At 61.2% G+C, this 24497-nt stretch carries 19 protein-coding genes and 1 pseudogene; 17 read left to right on the forward strand and 3 right to left on the reverse strand.

Annotated features, from left to right (window positions below):
• Window positions 1-59 precede the first annotated feature (59 nt).
• The 3 genes from QO033_RS20265 to QO033_RS20275 all read right to left on the reverse strand — a co-directional run bounded on the left by QO033_RS20265 (window position 60) and on the right by QO033_RS20275 (window position 3472).
• The gene (locus tag QO033_RS20265) at window positions 60-983 is read right to left on the reverse strand and encodes an AAA family ATPase (protein ID WP_284482793.1); all 924 of its coding nucleotides are present in this window, start codon (window positions 981-983) and stop codon (window positions 60-62) included.
• 106 nt (window positions 984-1089) lie between these two features.
• Window positions 1090-2181 carry a beta family protein gene (locus QO033_RS20270; RefSeq protein ID WP_284482794.1) on the reverse strand — a complete coding sequence of 364 codons (1092 nt, stop codon included), beginning with the start codon at window positions 2179-2181 and terminating at the stop codon, window positions 1090-1092.
• Window positions 2150-3472 (reverse strand): ImmA/IrrE family metallo-endopeptidase, encoded by a 1323-nt coding sequence (locus QO033_RS20275; RefSeq protein WP_224888717.1) that lies wholly within the window; start codon window positions 3470-3472, stop codon window positions 2150-2152. The genes QO033_RS20270 and QO033_RS20275 overlap by 32 nt, the downstream gene beginning before the upstream one ends.
• A 429-nt stretch (window positions 3473-3901) precedes the next feature.
• Between QO033_RS20275 and QO033_RS25310 the strand changes: the two genes are divergently transcribed.
• The 17 genes and pseudogenes from QO033_RS25310 (at window position 3902) to QO033_RS20360 (ending at window position 23970) form a co-directional block, all read left to right on the forward strand.
• Window positions 3902-4240: a helix-turn-helix domain-containing protein gene (locus QO033_RS25310; protein WP_100161085.1), complete on the forward strand. Its 339-nt coding sequence runs from the start codon at window positions 3902-3904 to the stop codon at window positions 4238-4240.
• Entirely contained in the window at window positions 4233-5537 is a 1305-nt protein-coding gene (locus tag QO033_RS20285) for a type II toxin-antitoxin system HipA family toxin (RefSeq protein ID WP_224888716.1), read from the forward strand. Before QO033_RS25310 ends, QO033_RS20285 begins: the two co-directional genes overlap by 8 nt.
• A gap of 322 nt (window positions 5538-5859) precedes the next feature.
• Window positions 5860-6150 (forward strand): WGR domain-containing protein, encoded by a 291-nt coding sequence (locus QO033_RS20290; RefSeq protein ID WP_100161083.1) that lies wholly within the window; start codon window positions 5860-5862, stop codon window positions 6148-6150.
• Between the two features lie 276 nt (window positions 6151-6426).
• Window positions 6427-6605, forward strand: a pseudogene (locus tag QO033_RS20295) (ArdC family protein); the annotation flags it as partial.
• 90 nt (window positions 6606-6695) lie between these two features.
• A complete protein-coding gene (locus QO033_RS20300; RefSeq protein WP_100161082.1) occupies window positions 6696-7085 on the forward strand; it encodes a DUF3768 domain-containing protein in 390 nt (129 codons plus the stop codon).
• 150 nt (window positions 7086-7235) lie between these two features.
• Window positions 7236-9185 (forward strand): ParB/RepB/Spo0J family partition protein, encoded by a 1950-nt coding sequence (locus QO033_RS20305; protein WP_100161081.1) that lies wholly within the window; start codon window positions 7236-7238, stop codon window positions 9183-9185.
• A 68-nt stretch (window positions 9186-9253) separates the two neighbouring features.
• The gene (locus tag QO033_RS20310) at window positions 9254-9847 is read left to right on the forward strand and encodes a regulator (protein ID WP_100161080.1); all 594 of its coding nucleotides are present in this window, start codon (window positions 9254-9256) and stop codon (window positions 9845-9847) included.
• On the forward strand, window positions 9847-10503 hold the full coding sequence (locus QO033_RS20315; protein WP_100161079.1) for a DUF6927 domain-containing protein: 657 nt from the start codon (window positions 9847-9849) through the stop codon (window positions 10501-10503). The genes QO033_RS20310 and QO033_RS20315 overlap by 1 nt, the downstream gene beginning before the upstream one ends.
• A 109-nt stretch (window positions 10504-10612) precedes the next feature.
• Window positions 10613-14824 (forward strand): strawberry notch family protein, encoded by a 4212-nt coding sequence (locus QO033_RS20320; protein WP_284482795.1) that lies wholly within the window; start codon window positions 10613-10615, stop codon window positions 14822-14824.
• The gene (locus QO033_RS20325) at window positions 14824-15354 is read left to right on the forward strand and encodes a hypothetical protein (protein ID WP_224888693.1); all 531 of its coding nucleotides are present in this window, start codon (window positions 14824-14826) and stop codon (window positions 15352-15354) included. The genes QO033_RS20320 and QO033_RS20325 overlap by 1 nt, the downstream gene beginning before the upstream one ends.
• Window positions 15351-16532, forward strand: a complete 1182-nt coding sequence (locus QO033_RS20330) for a relaxase/mobilization nuclease domain-containing protein (RefSeq protein ID WP_222495200.1) — start codon at window positions 15351-15353, stop codon at window positions 16530-16532. The genes QO033_RS20325 and QO033_RS20330 overlap by 4 nt, the downstream gene beginning before the upstream one ends.
• Window positions 16533-17746: 1214 nt before the next feature.
• Entirely contained in the window at window positions 17747-18382 is a 636-nt protein-coding gene (locus QO033_RS20335; RefSeq protein ID WP_224902704.1) for an EF-hand domain-containing protein, read from the forward strand.
• A 319-nt stretch (window positions 18383-18701) separates the two neighbouring features.
• Window positions 18702-21044, forward strand: coding sequence for a copper-transporting P-type ATPase (locus QO033_RS20340; RefSeq protein ID WP_222495201.1), 2343 nt, complete (start codon window positions 18702-18704; stop codon window positions 21042-21044).
• 17 nt (window positions 21045-21061) lie between these two features.
• Entirely contained in the window at window positions 21062-21319 is a 258-nt protein-coding gene (locus QO033_RS20345; RefSeq protein ID WP_007803536.1) for a DUF2933 domain-containing protein, read from the forward strand.
• The gene (locus QO033_RS20350) at window positions 21316-22002 is read left to right on the forward strand and encodes a methyltransferase family protein (protein WP_100161064.1); all 687 of its coding nucleotides are present in this window, start codon (window positions 21316-21318) and stop codon (window positions 22000-22002) included. The genes QO033_RS20345 and QO033_RS20350 overlap by 4 nt, the downstream gene beginning before the upstream one ends.
• Before the next feature lie 115 nt (window positions 22003-22117).
• Window positions 22118-22504 (forward strand): DUF302 domain-containing protein, encoded by a 387-nt coding sequence (locus tag QO033_RS20355; protein WP_100161063.1) that lies wholly within the window; start codon window positions 22118-22120, stop codon window positions 22502-22504.
• A 137-nt stretch (window positions 22505-22641) separates the two neighbouring features.
• Entirely contained in the window at window positions 22642-23970 is a 1329-nt protein-coding gene (locus QO033_RS20360; RefSeq protein ID WP_224902469.1) for an APC family permease, read from the forward strand.
• Window positions 23971-24497 lie beyond the last annotated feature (527 nt).

Raw genomic sequence — 24497 nt, forward strand, 5'->3', positions numbered from 1 at the left:
ACACCCAGAACCTCACCCAACATAGCGCCTCCCGATAAGACACGTCGCTAAAGACGTCGTTATGCACGTGTCTTATCTCGGTCCGCCTCCATCAGGCAGGCGGCATCAATCGGGCGCTTACGATGGTTCTCCGCAATCAGCCTGCTCAGTTCCAGCATCTTGAGGCTCAGGAACATGATGTTGGCCGAGCCGAGGCTTGCGTCATTGATGGACCGCCTGCCGTCATCGATCAGCAGCCTTATGTTACGAAAAAGGCGTGTGACATCAGTGGCGCCAAAGCCAAGTCGTGGTTTGACATCCTGCTTGGGACCGCTCATGGCTGCAAAGAGTTGACCGAGGTCTGTCTCAAGTTCCCCTACACTCGGGAACGCCGTCAATTTTTCGGTGGCTTCCTCGATTGCTTCACCGATTTCATCAAGATCTGCCTGGTCGATGTCGGCGAAAGCTTCCTCGATGAGCGGGCGTAGAGGCGATCGGCGCCACGCCGCGAGGTCACCTTCAGCGTCACGAAGAGCTGGCAACAGGTCCATGGTCAGGCGGCGGCGGAGGTCATGGCCGAAACGTTTCGTCTCGCTTTCACCGCCGAAGCAAATGAACTCCAGGTCGTTGTCCGATGTTGGTGCACTGCCTAATCCCGGTCGTGCGCGACATTCGTAGGTCAGGCGGACCGTGTCGGGGTCATCGTCGAGGCGGAAGTCCGTGAGCAGAGCAAGGATATCGAGATCAGAGTCAAATTCTTCGATTTCGACAGCAATGACTATCTTGTCGTCTTCTTCCAGGTTCCCAAGGCCGTCCCAGAAATCGGCGAGGCCAAGTTCACGGGCGCTGTCGGGCAGAGAGGGATCAAACAGCAACCGGAGGGCATGCATCAGGTTGCTTTTGCCGACCTTGTTTTCGCCAACCACAACAACGTTTCCATCGAGGGCTACGTCTAGTTTTGAAAAGTTCCGGAAATTCTCAATCAGAATCCGTGAAAGATGCATTTTTCCTCACTCAAAATAGTAAAGACCGGACGCCCGTAGCGAGAGGCAGAAGCAGCTTCCCAAACGGAACAGTGATCCGTGACTAGGTAATTTTCGTGGTCGAACTCTAAAACAAACTTTCTTGCTCCGAGTACTCAGCGACAGCATCCTCTTCGAACTCGATGCCCGACATGGCACCCAGGTCCCTAACAACCCTGACCAGGTGATGCGCGGTGTTCAATTCCCGCCAGCCAGTCGCGTCGCCGCAGGTTTCTGTCAGCCCCTTCGCGTTGCGCCAGATCCGGTCGTCTGCGGGGGAGAAGCCTCTGCCGCAGTACTCCTTGCTCTCGACGATCTGCCTGCAGACTTCGCGCATCGTCGGCGTGAAGGCTCCCGAGTCGCTGCCCCTGATCACCAAGGTGTGGGTCTTACCGGTGTAGCGAAGGTGCGGCCTCGGTCGTCCACCGCCCTTACCCTTCGGGAACACCATTCGCCCGCAATCCGCGCCGAAGTCGCCGTAGGCCAGTCGATTTGGTTGGACACCAGTCTCTTTGAGAGCCGCCAAGAAAGTGGTCCACTCCGCCCTTGCGACCAACGTGCGCTCGTTAGCTCCGACCGGCAGCTTGTCCGGGTACGCTGACGCTTGGTAGACGATTTTGCTCCACCGCGCCGCGCCGTCCAGTTGATCGAAGATTTCGCCGATGGCGGGCGCGAAGTCAGCGCCCAAGGGAGCCCCGGTGAAGTCCACGAAGAGGACACACTGTTCCGGTCGGACGCCTGCCTTTTCCACCGCCTCGACCAAAGCGGCGGGATCAACTTCCTCGAAGTCCATGTAGATACCCGCCCTGACGTCCCCCTCCCGAACGAGCGCCTGGCGGGCCGGATTGGACAGATCGGCGAACGTCAGCACCGGAAGCAGGCGGGAATTTACCGCCGTGGCGATGCGGAAGAGGGTCGCCACTCCCTCGTCGCCAAGGGCCGCCGCTGCCAGTTGCGGGTCGAGAAACGCACGCCGGTGCGGCCAGCTCTTTCCGAGGCGCTCGCCCATCATGTAGGCAATCTCGTCCAGCGTGGGTATGCGCCCTTTTCCCGGGTCTGACTCTGTGGGAGGCGGCACCACGAAGCGAGGGCAGACATGCCCTTGATAACGGGCGGCCAGCCTACCGCAGGCAGCGAATTCGCCGGGTTTAGCCCTGAGGGCCGGGAAGTATGGGAGCATCACTCTTTCCTTTCTGGGCTTCGCCCACAAACAGTTTCCTCACGGTGTTCCTCCCGATCTTGTTTGCGAACAGGGACCACTCTCCCCGTTCTTTGCGTATCCGCCCGAAAACAATCGCCGGATGGATACCCAACTCGTCGGCAAAGCGCTCGATTACCGCAGCCGACTTCGCGATGCGGGCGGTAGAGCGCCGCCAGCGTTCTTCCGGGATGAGCAGGTTGGAGGCGAAGCGGTTTGCCTCCTCCTCCTGTTCATCGACCGATGCCTCTTGATCCGTCTGATCGTAGAAGCCTACGGCCAGCCCGGTGGAGAAGTGAAGCGTGACGTGGGCGAGCTCGTGCATCAGCGTGAACCAGAAGTTGTCCACGGTGTCGGTTCTGACGGTCATTCCAATGACCGGTCTCCCATCCACGATGAAGGCCGCGCCGTCGATCTTCAGGCCGGGTACCTGTGGTTCCACGATCAAAACGATGCCGCGGTCGGCGAGCACTTCCACCGCCCGGAGCGGCCCGCGGGTGTCGTTGCTCAGACGGACCAGTCCGGGCATCCACTTGAGTTCAAGTGGCTCATGAACGTCCTCGACGCTCGCGAAAGCCTCGCGCGCCCTGGCTGTTACCCTAGCACGCCAAGCATGGAGCATGACGTCTTCGGTGTGGTCGACAACGTTGAGGCCAGTTCGGAGAAGCCCAGGGCTTCCAAAATCGATCCGGTTCTCGGCGATGTAGCGGCGAAGCTCAGCCTCGGTGAAGTCCTCGGCGAACCAGCCGTTCTCGCGTCCATGTTTTAGGATCTTCTTGATTTCGGACTTCGAGACTCCGTCAATCACTTTGTCCAGCCCACGGAAGGCAGGTTGGTCGGGCATGTCCGCAGTCAGGCGTACGCCGAGCAGCGCCGCGACGCGGTTATAGTTCTTGAGGCTGATCTGTCCGTATCGCTCTGCTTCCCAGCGCTGGACCTGCTGTTCTTTCACTCCGAGGCGCCATGCTAGATCCTTCTGGGAGTAACCGTTGGCTATCCTAGCGACGATCAGCATCAAACCTGGCTCTTGGTTTACAAGGGCCTTTAGTGCTGTGGGCTTTTGTGTTTCCTTGGCCACTTCATAAGCCTCGACTGCTCGGGTCAGGCGCTCGCGTTCGGCCTTCATCATTCGCGAGACTTGAGAAACCACCTCAGGCGGCAGGCCGGCCACGACCGGCTCCATAGCGTGCTCCGAGTGAAGTGCCTCGGAGAGACGAGAAATCCGCGCGCGCGCTTCCCGTGCTTCCTTTTCGTTCAGGGTGATTCCGTTCATGGTCATGCCTCAATATACCCAACTTTTATGTTGTGGCCAAGTACACAACGGATAAGTTGGGTGCAATGGGCTTCTGAACTACCGTGAGGCGTTGACGCAATGAATTCGGGGCTTCCGGTGCTGCCATCACTCCTGCTATGGGCATGCGGAGTTTGCCTAAATGAGCTGGCAGCACCTCGTTGCAGGTTCGATGCGGTTCGCGGCTTCCGCCGGAGGGACCTCGGGTTCGCTTGGGTCCATTCCCCAACAACTCACCAGTGCGAAATCGGAAATCGTGATTAAAAGGCCGTATGCGGCCGCTTGATGACGATCTTGCGCCACAAGAGGCCACTTGAGACCTGTTGACAAATTAACCTACAAAGGGCCATATGTGACCGACTATGGCGAGTTAACTAGCTTAATCGGCAACGTTTGGCCTTTAGAGAAGCAATGGCGACGTCACAACAAATCGAACATGAAATCGGGCAGCGTCTTGCGCGTCTGCGCCTCGCGCGCAACGTAACCCAAACTGACCTCGCCGAGAAGGCGGGCATCGGAGTCCGCACCCTGCGTCGCCTTGAGGCTGGGGATCCTTCCACACTGGACACCTTTCTTCGCGTCGCCGCTGCGCTCGATTTGGAGCATGCGATACTCTCTGTGTTACCAGAGGGAGACATCAGGCCAATTGAACGCGTCTCACAGAAGGGGAAGGAACGCAGGAGAGCGAGTCCTGCATCGGAACAACCCAAAAAATCATCATGGACCTGGGGTGACGACGTAGATGACTGATGCGAGCATAATATTGTGGGGTCGGCGCATCGGTGCCGTAAGTTGGGATGAAGCACGCGCACTCGGCATCTTTCAATACGATCCGGCCTTTGTGGGCGCGGGTATTGAGGTCGCGCCCCTGAAGATGCCAGTTCGGGAAGCACCCTACGAGTTTCCCGCCCTTCCGAAGGAAACGTTCAAAGGGTTACCCGGCATGTTGGCCGACGCGTTGCCGGACAAGTTCGGGAACCGGTTGATCGATGCGTGGCTTGCAGAAACGGGGCGAAGCGCGGGCCGGTTCAGCCCAGTGGATCGGCTTTGCTACATCGGCAACCGCGGAATCGGGGCACTGGAATTCGAGCCAACGGTCCGTAAAGCGACCCGGTCCAAAAAGCTGGAAGTGGCCCAGTTGGTGGATCTGGCCAACAGGGTCTTAAGCGAGCGCGAGAACCTTGCCGGCAGGCTCGGAGGCGAGGACGACGCAGAGGCGCTCGAAGATATTTTGAGCGTCGGGACTTCGGCGGGTGGCGCGCGCGCGAAGGCGGTGCTTGCCTGGAACCGAGACACCGGGGAGTTCAGGTCAGGCCAAGTCAAAGTCGACGAGGGATACGAGCACTGGCTCTTGAAGTTCGACGGCGTGTCCAACAATCGAGATAAGGAGCTAGCCGATCCCCAAGGCTTCGGAAAAATCGAGTACGCATATTACCTGATGGCGACGGCGGCGGGCATCGACATGTCGGAATGCAGGCTTCACCATGAAGGCGGACGAAGCCATTTCATGACGCGTCGGTTCGACCGGGACGAACGAGGGCGCAAGGTCCACATGCAATCGCTCGGCGCGATACAGCATTTCGACTTCAATGACCCGGCCTCTTATTCCTACGAGCAGGCCATCATGACGATTAGGGATCTTGGGCTCGGAATGGATGTGGTGGAGCAACAATACAAGCGCGCTGTCTTCAACGTTGTCGCTCGCAACCAAGATGACCACGTCAAGAACATCTCCTTCCTCATGGGCCGGTCCGGCACTTGGCGACTGTCCCCAGCCTATGACGTGGCCTATTCCTACAATCCTTCTGGCTCATGGACGCGCGACCATCAAATGAGCCTAGCTGGAAAGCGAAACGATTTCACTCATGGCGACCTCATGGTTTTTGCTTCGAACGTGGGGCTGAAATCCAACAGGGCGAACCAAGCTATTGAGGAAATCCTGGGCGCGGTCGCGCAGTGGCACGAGTTCGCTGAACGGGCGGGTGTTGAGCATTCTGATGTGAGCCGTATCGAGAAAACGTTTCGCATGAATTTGCGGGGTAAGTAGCGCCGGGCCGCCCAATACGGATTGCCTTGGGATCAGTCGTGGACACGATTGTCAACCGCGCGAAATTGCATCGCGATATCATCGGTGTCCGGCTCACTCTGAGATCGTTTTGAGCACTGCGTCGTTCGCTGCGTACAGGTCACGACAATGGCCCGTTCTTATTCAATCACATAGCACTTGCAGCATTGGGGCCTAGTCAAAGCAAAGTATACTCAAACTGCCTGTGCGCGCTCGGCGTTCCATTTACAGCTGGGAGAGGGCGCAGCCTAGAACTAAAGAAGAACATGTTGTCGTAACACGACGCTTCAGATACATTCGCTTCATGGACGATGTCCCCAGCGTATTCGAACAATATCCGAGCCGTAATGGCTCATCTCGTTCTGTTGACCTGAGGCGCATCGATGCGTCGTTGAACATGCGGCGGTACTATCACATGAGCTTGCAACCGGACTTGTTTGGAGGCGTGGACCTTGTGCGAGAGTGGGGGAGGATTGGTTGTCGCGGCCAGTCTCTGATCGAGCGGCATCCGGACGAACACTCGGCGATGGACGCGATGAAGGCCCACGATGCCCTCAAGCGCAAGCGTGAATACAGGCCAAGGACGTCGATCTGATGTAATCCTTCAAACGGCTCTTGCGCAGACGTCAGCAATCACTTTTCAGATCCAATAAGCTCAGCTTGAGAGACGCTCGCGAAACGCTTACATTTCTCTATGGTGGACGTGGCCATCGTGCCCAAGACCGCCATACCTCCCTGTTGGACTTTGGCCGAGCTCTGTCTCGGCCGTTCTTTTTTGAGCGCGGGCCAATTTTATTGAATTGCCAAGCTTGCAAGCTCTTGAAGTCGCCGGCTCATGATTGCGGGCGGTCCGTACGGACCGCATCGCGTACTCTGTACGGTTTTTCTTGGCCAGAAGCTGGGGTTCTCCACGCATACGCTGGAGCTGAACGTGGCCTATTTCGACAACTGGCTGCGTGTGCTTCGGTCGGACAAGCGGCGGATGCGCAGCGCGCCTGCGACTATCTGGTCGCCGCGTTGGAGGCGGGGCAGGGTGAACGGGCCGCGTGAGGCAGGAAACCATTGCGACTGTGACCCCTGGGGAAAGTGAAAGGAGGCCTTGGGTCTGGTGGTTTCAACCCATCCGGAAAGGACAGACCCATGAGCCATCCTGAACCCCTCGCGTTCACCCCGCCCGACGCGGCCGCCATCGCTGCGCTGAACGACGCCTTCCGCAAACTTGCCTGCCTCGGGGTGCCACCGGATCGGCCCGTCCAGGGCCGGGTACATGTGACACGGGCATTGATGGAGGCCGGCGACGACTTCATGGCCGAGGCTGTGAAGGCGACGGGGGAGTTCGAGATCTTTGAACCTGAGAACGATCCCGAGGGCTGGCACGATTTCGGGGCGGTCACGATCCGTGGGGAGACCGTGTTCTGGAAACTCGATCTCTACGAAGCGGACTCCGACTTCCGCTATGGTGCTGAGGATCCCGGCAACCCCGAGACGACCACGCGTGTCCTGACCATCATGATGGCGCACGACTGGTAGGGTGTGCCGCAACCCCTTCACCAACTTCGAGAGGCCCGCCGACCCATTGAAAGGGAAAGTGGGCCTTTTGCCCTTTTGGTTCCCGGATCCGGGGATCGGTCAGGCCGCTCGGGATGTCCGGGTGGCGCAGAACCCAGAGAAGGACATTTCATGACACAAGCCCTCCAACCCATTTCCATCGCCATCGGCGATCTCGTAGCCCATCCCGCGAATGTGCGGGCTCAGTCCCCTGAGGCCTACGCCTCCGACAACATCGCGCACCTGAAGGCCAGTATCGCGGTGCTGGGCCTCCTCCAACCGCTGCTCGTTCAGCAAATCGATGGCAAGTTCGGGGTCCTCGCAGGCGGTCGGCGTCATGCGGCCCTTATGGAACTGGTCGCGGACAAGGCTGCCAAGGGGTTCACCAATCGTACCAAGATCGACTGCCGCCTAGTCCCGGGCGATTGCGACGTGACCACCGCGCTGTCGCTCGCCGAGAACATCACCCAGGCGCCGATGAATGCCATCGACGAGTTCGAGGCCTTCGCGCGGATGATGGAGGTCGACGGCCAGACGCCAGAGACCATCGCGAAGACCTTCGGCACCACGGTCGCAGCGGTCAAAGGCCGGCTGCGTTATGGGCTCATCCATCCGGAGATCCGCGCGGCGGCACGCGCAAAGGCGATCACGCTCGACGTGATGAAAGCCTTCGCAGATCACCCTAGCCAGGAAGTTCAGAAAGACGTTTTCGAGGCGCTTACCAAGGAGAGCAATTACCTGCAGGCCTATACGGTCCGGAACGCGCTGAAGTCTCGTGGCGTGCAGGTCAGTGACGATATCGGGGCCTTCGTGCGGAAGGACTATGAGGCGCGTGGCGGTGCCATCGCAGCGGACCTCCTGGACGAGCATTCCGTGCTCGAGGATTCTGCGCTGGTCGAGACCATTCTCCTCGAGAAACTCACCGCCGCGGCCGAAGAGGCGCGCGCGGAGATGGGCTTCGCTTGGGCCGATGCGGTCATCCAGTACGATTACGCCGCCATGGCCGAATTCGGTCGGGTCTATCCGGGGCCGATCGAGCCCGATGAAAGCGGCCAGCAACGCGTCGACGAGATCACCGCCGAGCTGGAGAAGCTTGAGCGCGAGATGGAGAACGAGGAACTCGCGGACGAGGCTTACAATGCGCTCTACGAACGCGTGGATTTGCTTGAGGCCGAGGCACGGGATCTGCATGAGGCCTACAGCGCCGAGGATCTTGCTCGCTCCGGCGTGATCGCCACCTGGTCGCAGGGCAGGATCTCCCTGCATGTCGGGCTGGTGCGTCCCGAAGATCAGCCGGAGAGGTTCGGCAAAGCGCCCGGTACCTCTGCGGAAGAGGGCGCGACGGACAGCGACGAGATCACCTACCCCGCCTCGCTGACCGAGGACCTCAAGACCGAGCGGGCGATGGCGCTTGGCGCAGCCATGACGATGCACCCGGAGGCGACGCTGGATCTCACGCTGTTCAAACTTGTCACCGATGTGCTGGGCCACGGCATGGGCGTCACGCAGGCGATCAAACTCGATGCGCGCCAAGAGTATCGCACCCACGCCAAGATGGGCGAGATCGATGGCACCTCGCTCGAACAGGTGGCTGCCGCGCATGACGCGCTCGATCTCTCCTGGGCGGATGATGCGAAATCTCCCGCCGATCAGTTCGCCATGTTCCGAGCCCTCAATGCGGGCGAGAAAGCCAAGCTCGTGGCCTACGCCACGGCAGCAACCACGCAGTCCTGTTTGGCGCGGGACCGGCAGCGCGACAGCCTGATGCATGATTTCGAGATCGAGGTGATGCCGGACATCCGCGCGCACTGGACACCGAACGCGGCGCTTTTCAACCGCTTTAAGAAGGCGTGGCTCCTCAAAATCCTCGGCGAGGAGCTGGGACTCACGCAAGAGGCGGTGACCCTGGCGTCCTCGACCAAGAAGGAGGTCGTCGCCTTCTGCGACAAGCTCTTCGCCGAGCCCTTCGCCACCCTGACGGAGGCGCAGCGGGCGGCGGTCGCGGCCTGGTGCCCGCCGATGATGCAGACCTCGGGCACCGAGCCGTCCGAAGGCGAAACCGAGGTCGCCGAAGCGGCCTGACCCTGAAGCCGACCCGCACCGCATTGCCGGTGCGGGTCGCACCTCTCTCAAACTCACAGGTAAATCCCATGGCACTTCTCAGCTTTTCCGCCGCGGACGTCGCGGCCCAGATCGCGCATGCGCGCGGCTGCTCCACCTTCCTGCCGAACTGGAATGGCCCGGTCGGCAACCCCGCGCTGATCCTGATCGTCGGCAATGGTGTCCATCTGCGCTCGAACGGGATTGATGGCTCCTCCACGCGGATCGTCACGACGGAACGCGCCGACCCCTCCTATGCTTTCGCCGCAGACATCAACCCGTTTCGGGACACCGATTGGATGGGGGCCCGGCAAGCGGCGTTTCGTGATCTGACGGGCCAGTTTTACACCGACATTCTCGACGACGTGCAGATGCTCATCGACCGCGGACACGACACCATTCGGTTGGCGACCGATGGTCACACGATCCGGGTCTTTGCGCGCGGTGCGGCCGACTACCTGATCGGCGGCACCTATGATGTCCCCTCCGGTCTCGGAGGCACGTTCCGGGTGATCCTCATGGACATAACCGATACGCAGGCGCTCGTGCAGAACCGCGGCAACTGCGAGGGTTTCGACGAGATGCTGCCCTACCGGGTGCCGCTCGACGCGCTGATCGAGGTCGACGACCGGAGGGTGGCATAATGGGCTGGCTCTTCTACACCGACCGCCGCGTGAGGACCTACGCGGACGAGAAGGCGGAGATCGCCCGGCTCTGTAGCTTTGAGACCGAAACCCGCAAGACAGTCCTGCTCAAGGCCTGCAAGGTGGGCTCGACCTGGTATGCCGCGGCCAGGATAACGACACTTGATGGCGCGCCGGTTGAGGATGCGACCTACTTGCCCGATGCCGACGGGTCGATCACCTTCGGGGCCGTCTTCCTAACGCGCTATGACGATGGATGCTGGGGCTACAAGGACATGGAGGAGACTTCCGACCCGGTGGAGTCGCGGGCGCCCGTCAGCCTTCTGGCCCTGCTCTCCGAGTTGAAGGATCCCGACAGCTATGCCCATGCCTGGCGCCAGCGCTGCCGGGACTGGGCGGCAATCCCGGACTACGACGAGGGGGACCGAATACGGCTTGCAGCGCCGGTCACGCTGACCGACGGCAGCACCTGCCAGATCGTGACTGTCACCCATTACCAGCGTGGAGGGCAAAAGCGCCGGTGCTACCGCATCGAGGAAACCGGCGGTCTCGTGCGTCTGCCGAAGGCCTCGCTGGCCGGATCGGAACGTCTCAGCTCGGCGAAGGGTGCGACGAGCCCCGTCCTGGCCGAGTTCTTCGTTGGTAGGGGCTCCTGACAACCGCCAACATCATCTGTCCAACATTGAGCCGCCTCCCCACTGCCGAAAGTGGAAAGGCGGCTTTTTGTCCTGTCAGGCCCGTAACCTGACTGGAAGGACAGATCCCATGATCAATCGTAGGATGAACACCGACGCCGTTATCCCATCACTTGCTCGGCTCAGGCAGGCCCTGCCTCTGATCGGCAGCGCGCTCGCCGAAGGACCGCTCAGGAGCTCGTCTCTGGCACGGCTCATGCGTGAGACCTTCGGCGGCAGCGATGCCGGTGGCGTCTGGTCCTGGCGCATGGCTTATGACGCGATGCAGGCCGCTGCGGTCCTGCAGGTTGTGCAGAGAACTGGCCAAGACGCGCTGAGCTCTGCCGGACTGCTGGCCTCGCGGCTCCTGACCGAGACGCGGCGCTCTGAGCAGCAAATCCGTCTGCAGCAATTCAGCACCCCGTTGTCCTATGCCGCGCTGGTTGCTCGCGCTGCGGCCATACGTTCTGGTGAGACCTTCCTCGAACCCTCGGCCGGCACCGGCGCGCTGGCCGGTTTTGCCCTGCGCGCGGGCGGCAAGCCGATGCTCAACGAGATCGATCCCTTCCGCCGCGCGCTTCTCGAGGCGGTCTTTTCGGTCGAGGTGACCGGTCACGACGCGGAGCATATCGACGATCTTCTGGCCACGGCTGATCTTCCGGGCGTCATCGTGATGAACCCGCCCTTCGCCTCCTCGGTCGATCGGTCGCGCGACAGGCATGTCGCGGCAAAGCATATGATCGCCGCCGCCAAGCGGCTCGCCCCCGGCGGTAGGCTCGTGGCGATCATGCCGACGGGATTCTCGCCGGAGCGGGATGCGGCCCATTGGGCGCGGGCCACGGCCATCGCGAAGCCGCGTCTCGCTCTCACGATCCCGGGTCATGTCTACCGCAAACTCGGCACCACGGCTGAGACCCAGCTCATGGTGTTCGACAAGGTGCAGGAGGAGGTCGCGTTCGTCCGCGCGGTTGCGGCCGATCTGGAGGCGGCGCAGCACATCGTCGATGATATCGCCGCGACCCGATCTGACGCTCCGCTTCAGTCGCGTGCACAGGTCCGGGCCATCCCGCGTCAGGTCGGCGTTTCCGGCGCGCGCAATCGACGGGTTGTCGCAAGCTCTACCTGCAAACCCAAAGCCCAGGCAGCCGTCCCGCTGGCCTTCACCGCCCTCGACACCCCCCGCGAAAACACCCCGGTTTCGGATATCTATGCCCGCTATCGTCCCCAGCGGATCGAGATTGTGGGCGCGCAGGAGCATCCCACGCCGCTGGTTGAGAGTATCGCCATGGCCTCGGTGGCCCCGCCGGTGCCGTCGATCGCCGCCGCTGCTGACCTGCGCCTTCCCGGTCGCCTGATCGAGGAGGGCCATCTCTCCGAGGCTCAGCTCGACACCATCCTCATGGCGAACGACGCGCACGAACGCGACCTGCCGGGCAGGTTTACGATCGACGAAGACCAGTCCCGGATGACCCGCGCCGACGATAATCCGGACGCACGGGCCTATCGCCTTGGTTATTTCCTCGGCGACGGGACGGGGTGTGGCAAGGGCCGGGAATGCGCGGGGCTCATCCTGGTCAACTGGCTCGCGGGGCGGCGCAAGGCGGTCTGGATCTCTAAATCCGCCACGCTCATCGAGGACGCGATCCGCGACTGGACCGATCTTGGCGGCTCGCCCGCAGATATCCAGCCGCTCTCGAAATGGAAGCCGGACCAGCCGATATCCATGGGCGACGGCATCCTCTTCGTCACCTATGCGACGCTGCGCTCGGCGGGCAAATGTGGGACGACGCGCCTCGGCCAGATCCTCGACTGGATGGGCGAGGGGTTCGACGGCGTGCTGGCCTTCGACGAGGCACATGCGATGCAGAACGCCGCTGGGTCTGAGGCGGGCAGGGGCGTCAAACCCTCCCAGCAGGGTCTCGCCGGGCTGCGCTTGCAGTTGGCAGTGCCCCGGGCACGGGTCTTCTACGTCTCTGCGACCGGGGCCACGAGCGTGCACAATCTGGCTTATGCCTCCCGCCTCGGTCTCTGGGGACAGGGACCGGAATATCCCTTCCCGAGCCGCGAGAGCTTTGTCTCCGCGATGGAGGCCGGCGGGGTGGCAGCGATGGAGGTGGTGGCGCGCGATCTTAAAACACTCGGCTTCTATACAGCTCGAGCGCTCAGCTTCGACGGCGTGGAATATGACGTGCTCGAACACGCGCTCACGCCCTCCCAGATCGAGATCTACGACGCCTATGCCGGTGCCTTCCGGACGATCCATCACAATCTCGAGGCGGCGTTGACCGCGACCGGCGTCAACGACGCCTCCGGTCAGACGAACGCCTCTGCGGCGAGGTCTGCTGCGAAATCACGGTTCGAGAGCACCAAGCAGCGCTTCTTCAACCACCTGCTCCTCGGCATGAAGGCCCCGAGCATCATCCGCGCCATCGGCGAGGATCTGGCGGATGGATATGCCTGTGTCATCCAGGTGGTCTCCACCGGCGAGAGCCTCCTGAAGCGGCGTCTGGAGGCGATGGACCCCGAGGATGAGTTGACGCAGGGCGCGCTGACCCCGCGCGACTACGTCCTGGGCTACCTCGAACAGGCTTTTCCGATTCACGCCCAGAAACTCGTCGAGATCGACGGGAATGTCGTGGCAGAGCCGCTTCGCGACGCCGATGGCGCTCTGGTCGTCTCGCGCGAGGCCGAAGCCCTGCGCGATGCGGCGATGATGGAGTTGATGGCCCTGGCACCGATCCCCTCCGCGCTCGATCAGATCCTCTGGGCCTTTGGCGACGAGGCGGTGGCCGAGGTGACGGGGCGTTCAGTCCGGCCGCTGAAGTCGCCGGACGGGGCGCTCTTCACCGAGAAGCGGTCCGCCAGCAGCAATTCCTCGGAAACCCGGGCCTTCATGGAGGGCGAGAAGGACGTGCTGATCTTCTCGGACGCCGGTGGTACGGGCCGGTCTTATCATGCGGCGAGTTCGGCGAAGAACCAGAAGCGGCGGCGGCACTACCTGCTGGAGCCCGGCTGGCGGGCCGATGCGGCGATCCAGGGACTCGGCCGCACGCATCGCTCGGCCCAGGTCAGCGCGCCTTTCTTCCGGGTCTGCACCTCGGATGTCCACGGCGAGAAGCGCTTCACCTCGACGATCGCCCGGCGGCTCGACCAATTGGGGGCGCTCACCAAGGGTCAGCGCGAGACCGGCTCGCAGGGCATGTTCCGCGAGGAGGACAATCTCGAAAGCCCGATCGCGCGGGCAGCCCTGCGCGGCTATTACGCCGACTTGGCAGCCGGGCGCGCCGGGGCGATGAGTTACGAGAAGTTCACGGATTGGACAGCTCTTCGTTTGATCGATCAGGACGGCGTGCTCCTGGAAGAGCTTCCGCCCATCCAGCGCTTCCTCAACCGGGTGCTGGCGCTGCCGATCCATATGCAGAACGCGCTCTTCACCGAGTTCATGACCCGGATTGCCGATCAGACCGAACGGGCGCGGGCCGCGGGCACGCTCGATCTCGGGGTCGAGACCCTGCGCGGCGAGAGGATCGAGCAGGTCTCGGCGGAGGATCTTTGGACCTGTCCACGGTCCGGGGCGGTGACGCGGATCATTGGGCTCGAGGTGACGGACCCCGTCCATGTCCTCGCGGGTGATGACGCGATGGACCGAAACCACGACAAGCTGCCGATGGTCAATCGCGCCTCGGGGCGCGCGGCGCTGATCTCGTCGCGGCCCATGCAGATCTATGACGAGGAGACCGTCACGCTGATGCGCAAGGTCACGCGGCCGACTGGATCGACCTATGCCGAGGAGGGGAAGTACCAGGCTTCGGCCTGGGAGGAGATCGCGCGCCCCGAGTTCCTGCGTCTCTGGGACGCGGAGGCCGACAGCCTGCCGAAAACCACCACGACGAAGCTCTATCTCCTCACCGGTCTCCTGCTGCCGATCTGGAAGGACATCCCCTCGGGCAACGAGCGCATCTACCGGGTCACGCCGGAAGGGCAGGGCAGCATGATCGGTCGGACCGTCAGCGAAGACGGTGCGGCCGCGCTGCGTGCCCGATTCATGGTGGGCACACCGAAGACCCCGCAGGAGATGCTGACGGCGGCGCTCGGCTCCACCGCGCCGGTCGACCTGGGCCGGGGCCTTACGCTCACCCGCCGCCGGGTAGCGGGCGCGGCTCGTCTCGAGATCGACGGGGCCGATCGGGGTGCGATCGACGGGCTGAAATCTCTGGGCTGTTTTACCGAGATTATCGCCTACCAGCTCCGGGTCTTCGTGCCGCACGGGGAGGGTGTCGAGACCGCCGCGATCCTTGACTGATGACCTACCTGCCGCCCGAGCGCCATGCTCAGCTGGCGGCCTTGGCGGCATCAGAAGGGCAAACGGTGTCGGTCCTCTTGGGGCGCCTGATCGGTCTGGCGCTGGAGGGGAACGACGCCGTGCCGCCGCCCAGCCGTCCGACCTCCCGCGCGCGGCGGGAGGGAAAGGTGACGGTTCGTCTGGCTGCCGATGTGCGGCAGGAGCTCGAGGAAGAGGCGCGGTCCCAAGGCGTCACGGCATCCACCTGGGCTGCCGCTTTGTTGTCGGCGCGGATGCGCAATGCGCCGCAGATGGTGTCGGGCGAAAGACGTGGTGTCCGCGCCGCCTACCGCCAGCTTCGTGGCCTGGCCGTCAACGCTAACCAGATTGCCTATGCGCTGAACCGAGGTGTGCTCACGGGCGCGGGCGCAGATCTGACCAAGGCTGAGGTCGAGGGCCTGCGCCAAGACGTCGCCAAGTTGCGCATGGCGCTCAGCGTCTATGCAGAAGGCCGCTTCCAGTTCCAGTCCGGGGAAGATGATCAGCCATGAGTGATTTCAAATCGGAGCTGGGGTTCCAGGATTGCTGGGATTCAGAGGCCAACAGAAAGCTGAATAAGCCGGCTGCGGGATCCGTCGACAGTGGGGGCAGGAAGCGCAAGGCTGGGGCCCAGGATGCGGATCGTTCAACTGCGCAGGCACAGGCGATTTCGGCGGCTGATAAGGCGCGGTTGGCCCGTATCGTCAAAGGCGCGCCGGAGGTCATGGTGAAGGTGTCCAAGCCCGCCAAGAACGACAAGTCCGGCAATCCGATCAAGGTCAGCCGAGCATCAGAAGCGGTCAGGGCCTCGGAGCATCTCGCCTATATCAGCCGAAACGGCAAGATTGAGGTCGAGAATGATCGCGGGGAGGCCTTCAACGGCCGTACGCAGGTTGGCGCGATCTATCGCGAGTGGATAGAGAAACACGACGAGGATCGACGCGAAGGCTCTGCCACGGACCGGACGAGGATCACGACCAGCATCGTGTTCTCGATGCCCGGTACGGCGAATGCGGAAGCGGTGAAAGACGCGGTCAGGGCGCTGGCAAGGCAGGAGTTCCAAGGGCGGCATGACTACGCGATGGCCCTGCACACGGATACGCATCATCCCCATGTGCACCTGACGCTTCGCACCGTGGGCGAGGACGGCGAGAAGCTGAATCTGCGGAAAGCTGATCTGCAACGCCTGCGGGACACGTTCGCCGAGAAGCTCCGGACCCGCGGGATCGAGGCGGAATCCACCCCGCGCCATGCCCGAGGCGTGACGCGCCGGGGAGAGGTCACGCCTGTCTACAAGATCAGGCAACGGGGCGGTAAGCCCTTGGCCGATGCCCGGAAGATGCGCCAAGTTCGGCGCGATCTCGAAGACAACGGTGGACGTCTGCCGCAGAAGGCATGGGATGACGCGTTGATCGCGCGGCGCAACAGGGTGATGGCAACGTATGACCAAGCCGCAACGATCTTGGCAGGATCAGCGGACCCGAACGACCGTGACCTGGCGCGGGAAACCAAACGGTTCGCAGCGCGGCTGACCGAGACGACGACGCAACGTGCCGAGATGGCCCGTTCTCTAGCGGGGCAGGATGCAGCGCGTTCTGCGCCTCGCGAGCGCGGAAAACCGACCGATAGCCCAGAGCGTCAGCAGGACCTGTCAAAAGGAAGTCCTGACAGGGGTGGGCGTCAAAGATAGAGGATGTTGCGGCATGCGAGGACTACGAAGCACTTCGACGGCCTCGCAAATTTAAGAATCGGCCGTCCGGGCGATCTGCGGCGAACGGCAAATTTGAGCCCATGTTGGTGAAAAATCGCCCCTGATTTAAGACCCTTTGGATATGTTTCACTTCCCGTATAGTGTGGAAGGAACTGGCAAGGATGGGGCCGGGGCAGAAGGTGCAGCCAGCGCTGTTTTGCGAGTTCTCACTCGAGGATCGTACACCACAGAGCCACCTGCTTCGCTCCATCGATCAGCCCTGACGGGAAGGGCACTCGCGCCCTTTCCAAGTGGCCTGTTTCTGCACAAGCGAACGGGTTTTCTTCCACGGAAGCGGCCATAAGCGGCTTGATGGACGGCTATGCGGGCACCACCAGAAGTTCTGGAGGGCTGGTACGGCCACCACTCTGGCATCAGCTACTACCACCTTGCGCAAGCAAGGATCGACATGACCGCAGAAATCGCCGCATATTGAATATGCGCTCCAGTCCAGGGTCAAGAGTTGGCGAAAGCTCCTGGATTCATCAGTGTTGATTTAGATCAAGGAAAGAAGGCGATGGTCGGGTAGCTTAGACCAAAGGAGTTCCCCTTGCGCTGGAATCGATCAAAAAATCTGTGTGTTGTGGTCTTGCGAACAGTCGCAATGATTGTCGTGGCACTAACTGTCGGATTTAGTTCTATTCCTCATGCAGCTCATGCGCATGATACGCTCTCTTATCCATCATCTCAGACGATCGTATATGCAGGCGTAGATCACGTCGGCGCTCATGCGCCAAGGGCCGCAATTGTCGATGGACATTGCGCTTCGGGGACATCGTGCCTGATCGCGATTGTGCCGGATTGTATACCGTTTTCTGTACCGAGTACTTGTCGCGGGCCCTTTTCCATCGAACAGCGCAGCGGGACGTCGGCGCTGGTTTTTAGGCTCGATCACCCTCCCAAATCCTAACAGGGCCTTTGTCGTGTATCGAGAAGATTACGGCCCTCTCTGGGTCAACGGATGCACGATCAGTGAACATGTAACGCCACTGAACTTCTGGCGCTTACAGGATTCTTAGCGGTTGAAGCACCGGTCCCAGAACTTCTCCATCGACGGCTATCAGCAAGAGAACAGCCACGATAGCTGATCGAAAAGGGACGCGATGCGCATTTTCAGCCGCTTCCCCCCCCTTTGGGATTCAAGGAAGAACAAAATGAAACTGTACAACACGATCGCCACTGCGCTGGTTCTGACCATGGCCGGCGCGGGACTCGCCGTCGCGGATAGCGATCACGGCCATGGTTTTGCCGGCCCGATCGGCATGGAACAAGATCCCGCGGCCGCAGGTAAGGCGAACATGATGCAGGAGATGATGCCGATGATGCTGCGCATGCACGCTCAGATGATGGGTGGTGCAATGATGGGTTCTGGCCCAGGCGGCATGGGCGCGATGGATGCTGCCATGATGGGCGTCGGCCCCGGCGAGATGGAGATGATGGACGGCGCAATGATGCGCATGATGATGGGTCCGGACATGATGGGAGCCATGACCCCGGAGACGGGGCGCAAGACTATGCTCGCCCGGCTGGAGGAGTTCGACAAGGACGGCGATGGCACGTTGTCACTCGCTGAATTTGAAGCCCTCTACCTGGCGATGACCCGGGAGGTCATGGTCCGCCGCTTTCAGTATCTTGACGCTGACGGCGATGCGAAGATCTCCGAAGCCGAGATGGGTCGTCCCGCACTTCGGATGGAGATGAACGGCTCTGGCGGTCCGATGAGCGGTACCGGAAATACGATGGACGGGCCCATGGGGATGATGGATGGCTCCGGATCCTCGGGCAACTGAAAGCGCCTCTGGGCCCTGTGCGGGGCGAGGTTCGCACCGCACAGGACAGCAAACCGGGAAAGAGAACGTGGCAATGTCGCCGCTCACCTTTGTTGAGGCCGACAGCGCCATCCTTAGCCCTCTAGTCCGCCAGAAATATCGTCTTTCGGGCCACCAGGATCCCGATCAGACTACCGATTATTCGCGAACTGCAGGTGCCCAATAGCATCACCTATCACCCTCACGAGGTATAGTCTTCCACATGCCCCACAGCCAAAGTCACAATCACAATCACAATCACAATCAGAACCAGACCGCAGACGAATTCTGGACTTGCCCAATGCACCCCGAAGTCCGGCAAAACCAACCGGGTGACTGCCCCAAATGCGGGATGCATCTGGTGCCTGAAGGTCAGGCGACGGCGCACGCCAGCCACAGCCACAAGTCGCACAGTGGTCATCACCATGCGTCTACGGCAGGCCCTGATCACATAGGGCGCAAAACGTATGTCGGATTGGCTGCCTCGGGTGGTTCCTACGATACGGTGCCAGCCGGGTATCACGGTCCGGTCTATACGTGTCCCATGCATGCTGAGGTGCGCCAGACTCACTCTGGCTCTTGTCCAATTTGCGGCATGGGGCTGGAGCTTGAATCGGCTACAATGACTGCCGATGAGCCGAATCCCGAACTTATCGACTTTACCCGGCGCTTCTGGATCGGAGCCGGGCTGACAGTCCCTTTGCTGGTCTTCACCATGGGCCCCTATTTGGGGGCCCCGGGCGTGCGCGAGGTGTTTGGCGAGCGAGCCACGCTCTGGATCGAACTGTTCCTCGGCACACCGGTGGTCTGGTGGTGCGGCTGGCCATTCCTGCAGCGTGGCTGGACGTCCTTCCGTACGATGAAGCTGAACATGTTCTCGCTGGTCGCCATGGGCGTCATGGCCGCCTGGCTCTTCAGCATCGTTGCGGTTCTCCTGCCTGATATCTTCCCGGACGGGTTCCGTAGTGCGGAGGGCCATGTCGGGGTCTACTTCGAAGCGGCGGCAGTCATCGTCACGCTGGTTCTTTTGGGCCAACTCATGGAGCTTCGCGCTCGTGAGGGGACCGGCAAGGCAATCAGAGCGCTGCTCGATCTCGCCGCCAAGACCGCACGGATCATTCGAGAGGACGGCAGGGAGGAAGAAATCCCGCTTGAGGATGTCCAGGTCGGCGACCGGCTGAGGGTCCGACCGGGCGACAAGATTCCCGTTGATGGCGTTGTGCTCGATGGCCGATCCGCAGTCGATGAAAGCATGATCACTGGCGAGCCTGTCCCGGTCGAAAAGGTTGAAGGTGAGCCGGTCACCGGCGCTACGATTAACGGGACCGGATCGCTGATCATCGAAGCACGGCGCGTAGGGGGCGACACGATGCTGAGCCAGATTGTCGAGATGGTGGCCAATGCTCAGCGTTCTCGGGCCCCGATTCAGAAGTATGCCGACCAGGTTTCCGGCTACTTCGTGCCCGCAGTCATCGGCATTGCGGTCCTTTCGTTCATCGGCTGGGCCATCTGGGGGCCAGCTCCAGCACTCTCCTATGCCCTGATCGCAGCGGTCGCCGTCCTGATAATCGCCTGCCCCTGTGCGCTTGGTCTTGCGACGCCGATGTCGATCATGACGGCCACTGGGCGCGGCGCTCAGGCAGGGGTGCTGATCAAGAATGCCGAGGCTCTGGAGCGGTTCGAGAAGATTGATACACTGATCGTCGACAAGACCGGCACTTTGACCATGGGCAAACCGCGGCTGGTCGGCATCTTGCCGGAAGCAGGCCATGACGAAGCCGAGGTGCTACGGTTGGCGGCCACGCTTGAAAAGGGCTCTGAGCACCCGCTCGCCGAGGCCATCGTGGAGGGCGCGCAAGAGCGGGGTATGAAACTTGGCGACGCCGGGGATTTCGAAGCCGTCACCGGCAAGGGGGTTATGGGAACGGTCGACGGAAAACGCATCGCGCTCGGGAACCTCAAGCTGATCCAGGATCTCGGTCTCGACGCTGGCGAGCTGGCCGATAAGGCGAACGCACGACGTGACGAAGGCGAAACGGTCATGTTCGTGGTCGTAGAAGGCAGGGTGGCGGGTATGGTCAGTGTTGCCGACCCGGTGAAGGAGACGACGTCAGAGGCACTGAAGGCGCTTCACGACCTTGGCTTTCGCATCATCATGGCGACTGGCGACAATGAGCGCACGGCAAAAGCCGTCGCCTCAAGGCTCGGCATCGACGAAATCCGGGCGGACGTGCTGCCCGAAGACAAAGCGCGGATCATCAGGGAGTTGCAGTCCGAGGGTAGGAGTGTCGCGATGGCAGGAGACGGCGTCAACGACGCCCCCGCGTTGGCTCAGGCCGATGTCGGGATCGCGATGGGAACCGGAGCGGATGTCGCCATCGAGAGCGCGGGGATCACGCTCGTCAAGGGCAACCTAGACGGCATCGTCCGGGCTCGCCGTCTCGCCCGCGCAACCATGCGCAATATCCGTCAGAATCTCTTCTTTGCGCTGATCTACAACGCCGCCGGCGTGCCGATCGCTGCCGGTGTGCTTTTCCCGCTATTCGGCATCCTGATCAGTCCGATGTTTGCCGCCTTCGCCATGAGCGCATCGTCGATCTCGGTGGTGCTCAATTCCTTGCGACTTCGCAAGACAAGTATCTGAACGAGAGAGGTGCGGAAATGGCACTACATACCAAGCACATCGACGAGAAGAAAAGCAATGAGGAGGCGAGACCTCCTTCCTTCTGGCGTTCGCGAGGCGGAGTCTATCTCATCGTTGCCCTGGGGATTGCCGGGGTGCTTCTGGGGTACGAACATCGGGTCCACATACTCGCGAGCGATTGGCTCCTCTGGTTGCCGCTACTCGTTTGCGTGGGCATGCACTTCTTTATGCATGGGGGGCACGGAGGCCACGGCCACGGAGATGACAAATCATGACAGATACCGGCGCCTCTTATGGTCTTTGGTTCCTCGTCTTCGTCAACTCGGCGGTGTTTATCATCTTCGCCCTTAGCTTCTTCAAACCGCAAACTGCGCGGGACTGGCGAAGCTTCGGTGCATTCAGTGCGTTCATTGTCGCGCTCTTCGCTGAGATGTACGGCTTCCCGCTGACGATCTTCGTGCTTTCCGGGTGGCTGCAATCGCACTGGCCCGGTATCGACTGGTTCGCTCACGACAGCGGGCATTTGCCAGAGATGATCATGGGCTGGCGCACCAATCCACACTTTGGACCATTTCACCTCCTAAGTTTTTTCCTGGTCGGTGCCGGCTTCTGGCTGCTCTCTGTGGCTTGGCATCATCTCTGGACGGCGCAGCGGCAAGGACGCCTGGCCTCGACAGGACCCTATGCAAGGATTCGCCATCCGCAGTACGCAGCATTCATTCTCATCATGGCTGGATTTCTCGTGCAGTGGCCGACTCTGCTGACGCTCGCGATGTTTCCGGTTTTGGTGTGGATGTATGTGCGCCTGGCGAGGAGCGAGGAAGCCGACAGTCGCGCCAGTTTCGGCGAAGCTTGGGAGCGCTATGCTGCAAGCGTCCCTGCATTCATTCCCCAAAAAATTGCTCCCCCCAGTAGATCAAGCTCGCGAGTTCGGGGCTCAAAGGAAGGTGAAACATGATGGGCGGATTCGGAATGGGAATTGGCGGGATCTGGATGATCCTGATCTTGATCCTGGTTGTGCTCGCAATCGCGGCACTTGTGAAGTACCTGCGCAAATAGCCGAATGAAGTCAGATGAGTTATTCAATCGACCGTTTCTTCGAGGGCGCCAACCTAGACGAGGTTGAAGCTCGCACACGGCAGGCGCTGGCCAACGCGGGCTTTGGCGTCCTGACAGAGATAGACGTGAAGGCGGCAATGAAGAAGAAGCTCGACAAGGACATGGATGGCTACCTGATCCTTGGTGCCTGCAACCCCGGGATGGCTCGGCAGGCAATCGGGCTGGAACCCAAGGTGGGTGCGATGCTGCCCTGCAATGTGATCCTGCGCAAAATACCCGGCGGCGTCGAAGTCTCGGCCGTCGATCCGCAGGCATCGATGCAGGCCATCGAAAACACCGAACTCTCCGCCGTAGCGGGCAAGGTTCGTGACAGGCTGGCTGGCGTGGTTGCTGCTATCTGACGATTTCAATAGCCAGAAATGGGCGAAAACATGAACGATTTCTTCACTAACGCCGCGATTTCCCTCGCCGCGTTGATTGCAACATCCCACCTCGGCGACAAGGCGCTGAAGCGCTCCCCGATAACGGAGGTGTCATCATGAAACACAACCATGGGGGCGGCGACTACAAGGCTGGCTCGATCACACTCGGCGGCGCGGTTGCGATGGGTACTGGGGTTATGATCGGTGCTGGCATCTTTGCCCTGACTGGCCAGATTGCCGAGTTGGCAGGGACCCTGTTCCCAATCGCCTTCATCGTCGGCGCAATTGTTACCGGTTTCAGTGCCTACAGCTATGTAAAGATGTCGAATGCCTGGCCCTCGGCAGGGGGCATCGCGATGATCCTGCAGAAGTGCTACGGCCCCGGAGCAGTGGCCGCTGGTGCTGCTCTGTTGATGGCATTGAGCATGGTCATCGCCGAAAGCCTAGTCGCCCGGACCTTCGCTGCCTACCTTCTGCGTCCTTTCAACATTGACGGTGGACCACTGGTGCCGATCTTGTCGGTAGGCGTGATCCTATTCGCATTCCTGGTGAATATCGCGGGAAACCGTTCGATTGGTCTTTTTTCTCTGGTGATGGCTGCGATCAAGATCGGCGGTATTGCCATTTTCGGGTTTGCAGCTCTTTGGTCAAGCGGGTTTGACTTCGCTGCGGGCACGGAAGACATCAGTGCCCATGGCGCCACTGGGTTCATGGCCTCCGTCGCACTCGCCATCTTGGCCTTCAAAGGCTTCACGACAATCACCAATAGCGGCGCTGAGATCACCGACCCCCATCGTAACGTCGGCCGGGCAATCGCCATCTCGATCGCGCTGTGTGTCGTGGTGTACCTCCTAGTGGCCTTCGGCGTCGGTTCGAGCCTGACCATCGACCAAATCGTTGACGCTCGGGATTATTCTCTGGCCGAGGCCGCTAAGCCCGCCCTTGGCGAGGCGGGGTTCCTCCTGACCGTCTTGCTCGCGGTCGTGGCCACTGCTTCGGCCGTCCTAGCCAGTGTTTTCGCGGTGTCGCGAATGCTGGCCATGCTGACTGACATGAAGATGATCCCGCACAGCCATTTCGGCATGACGGGCCCGATCCAGCGCCACACCCTTGTCTATACGGTGGTGGTTGCCTCAGGGCTGGCAGTGTTCTTTGACCTAGGCCGGATCGCATCACTCGGTGCGTTCTTCTATCTGGTCATGGACATGGTGGTCCATTGGGGCGTATGGCGTTTCCGCCGGGAAGACATCGGAGCCCGGAGTCCGATTTTGATAGCGGCATTGTGCTTCGACGCCATCGTGCTAACTGCATTTACGGCAATGAAGTTGCAGAGCGATCCCATGATCGTCATCCTCGCCGGCGCGGGGATCTTCACTGTCTTCTTCTTCGAGAGGAGCTATCTATCGAATTGGCTCGCTCCGCAGTATGGCAACCGCGATGAATGATGAATAACGTAGTCCTGAAACAAGGTTATAGTCGGCAGACCGCAGTCTGCGGGATAGGTGTACACGCCTGGAAAACGCAGTGTACGGGGGACAGTAGTGACCATTGTGTCGCGAGATCCCATCTTGCTGGCTGACGACGAAAGGTCCCCATGCGCCTGCTCGCCATCATCGTCCTGACCAGCCTCGTGATGCTGGCTGCCTTCCCGCAAATGTCTGCGGCTGGGCCCGCGATGCATGAATGCGCGGCCTGCCCAGAGGCGATCATCGATGCAAATCAGCAGGCCCCGGCGCACCGGCACCAGGTCGACGCGCCTTGTTCTGACATGGCGACCTGCGCAGGCTGGGCCCTTGTCGATACCAGTCAGCCTCTCCATAGCGCCAACCCGCCACGCCTCCGTCATGCGTGGCCGGAGCCACGAAGTGGCACGACGATCAGTCTGTCCCTTGACCTCCCGCCTCCTCGCGCCTGAGCCAGCTCCAGTTGAACCTGGGTCGTTTCCGATCGACCCATCATCAGAGCGCGCGGC

It is taken from the genome of Pseudodonghicola flavimaris (assembly GCF_030164425.1).
Taxonomy (GTDB): Bacteria; Pseudomonadota; Alphaproteobacteria; order Rhodobacterales; family Rhodobacteraceae; genus Pseudodonghicola; species Pseudodonghicola flavimaris.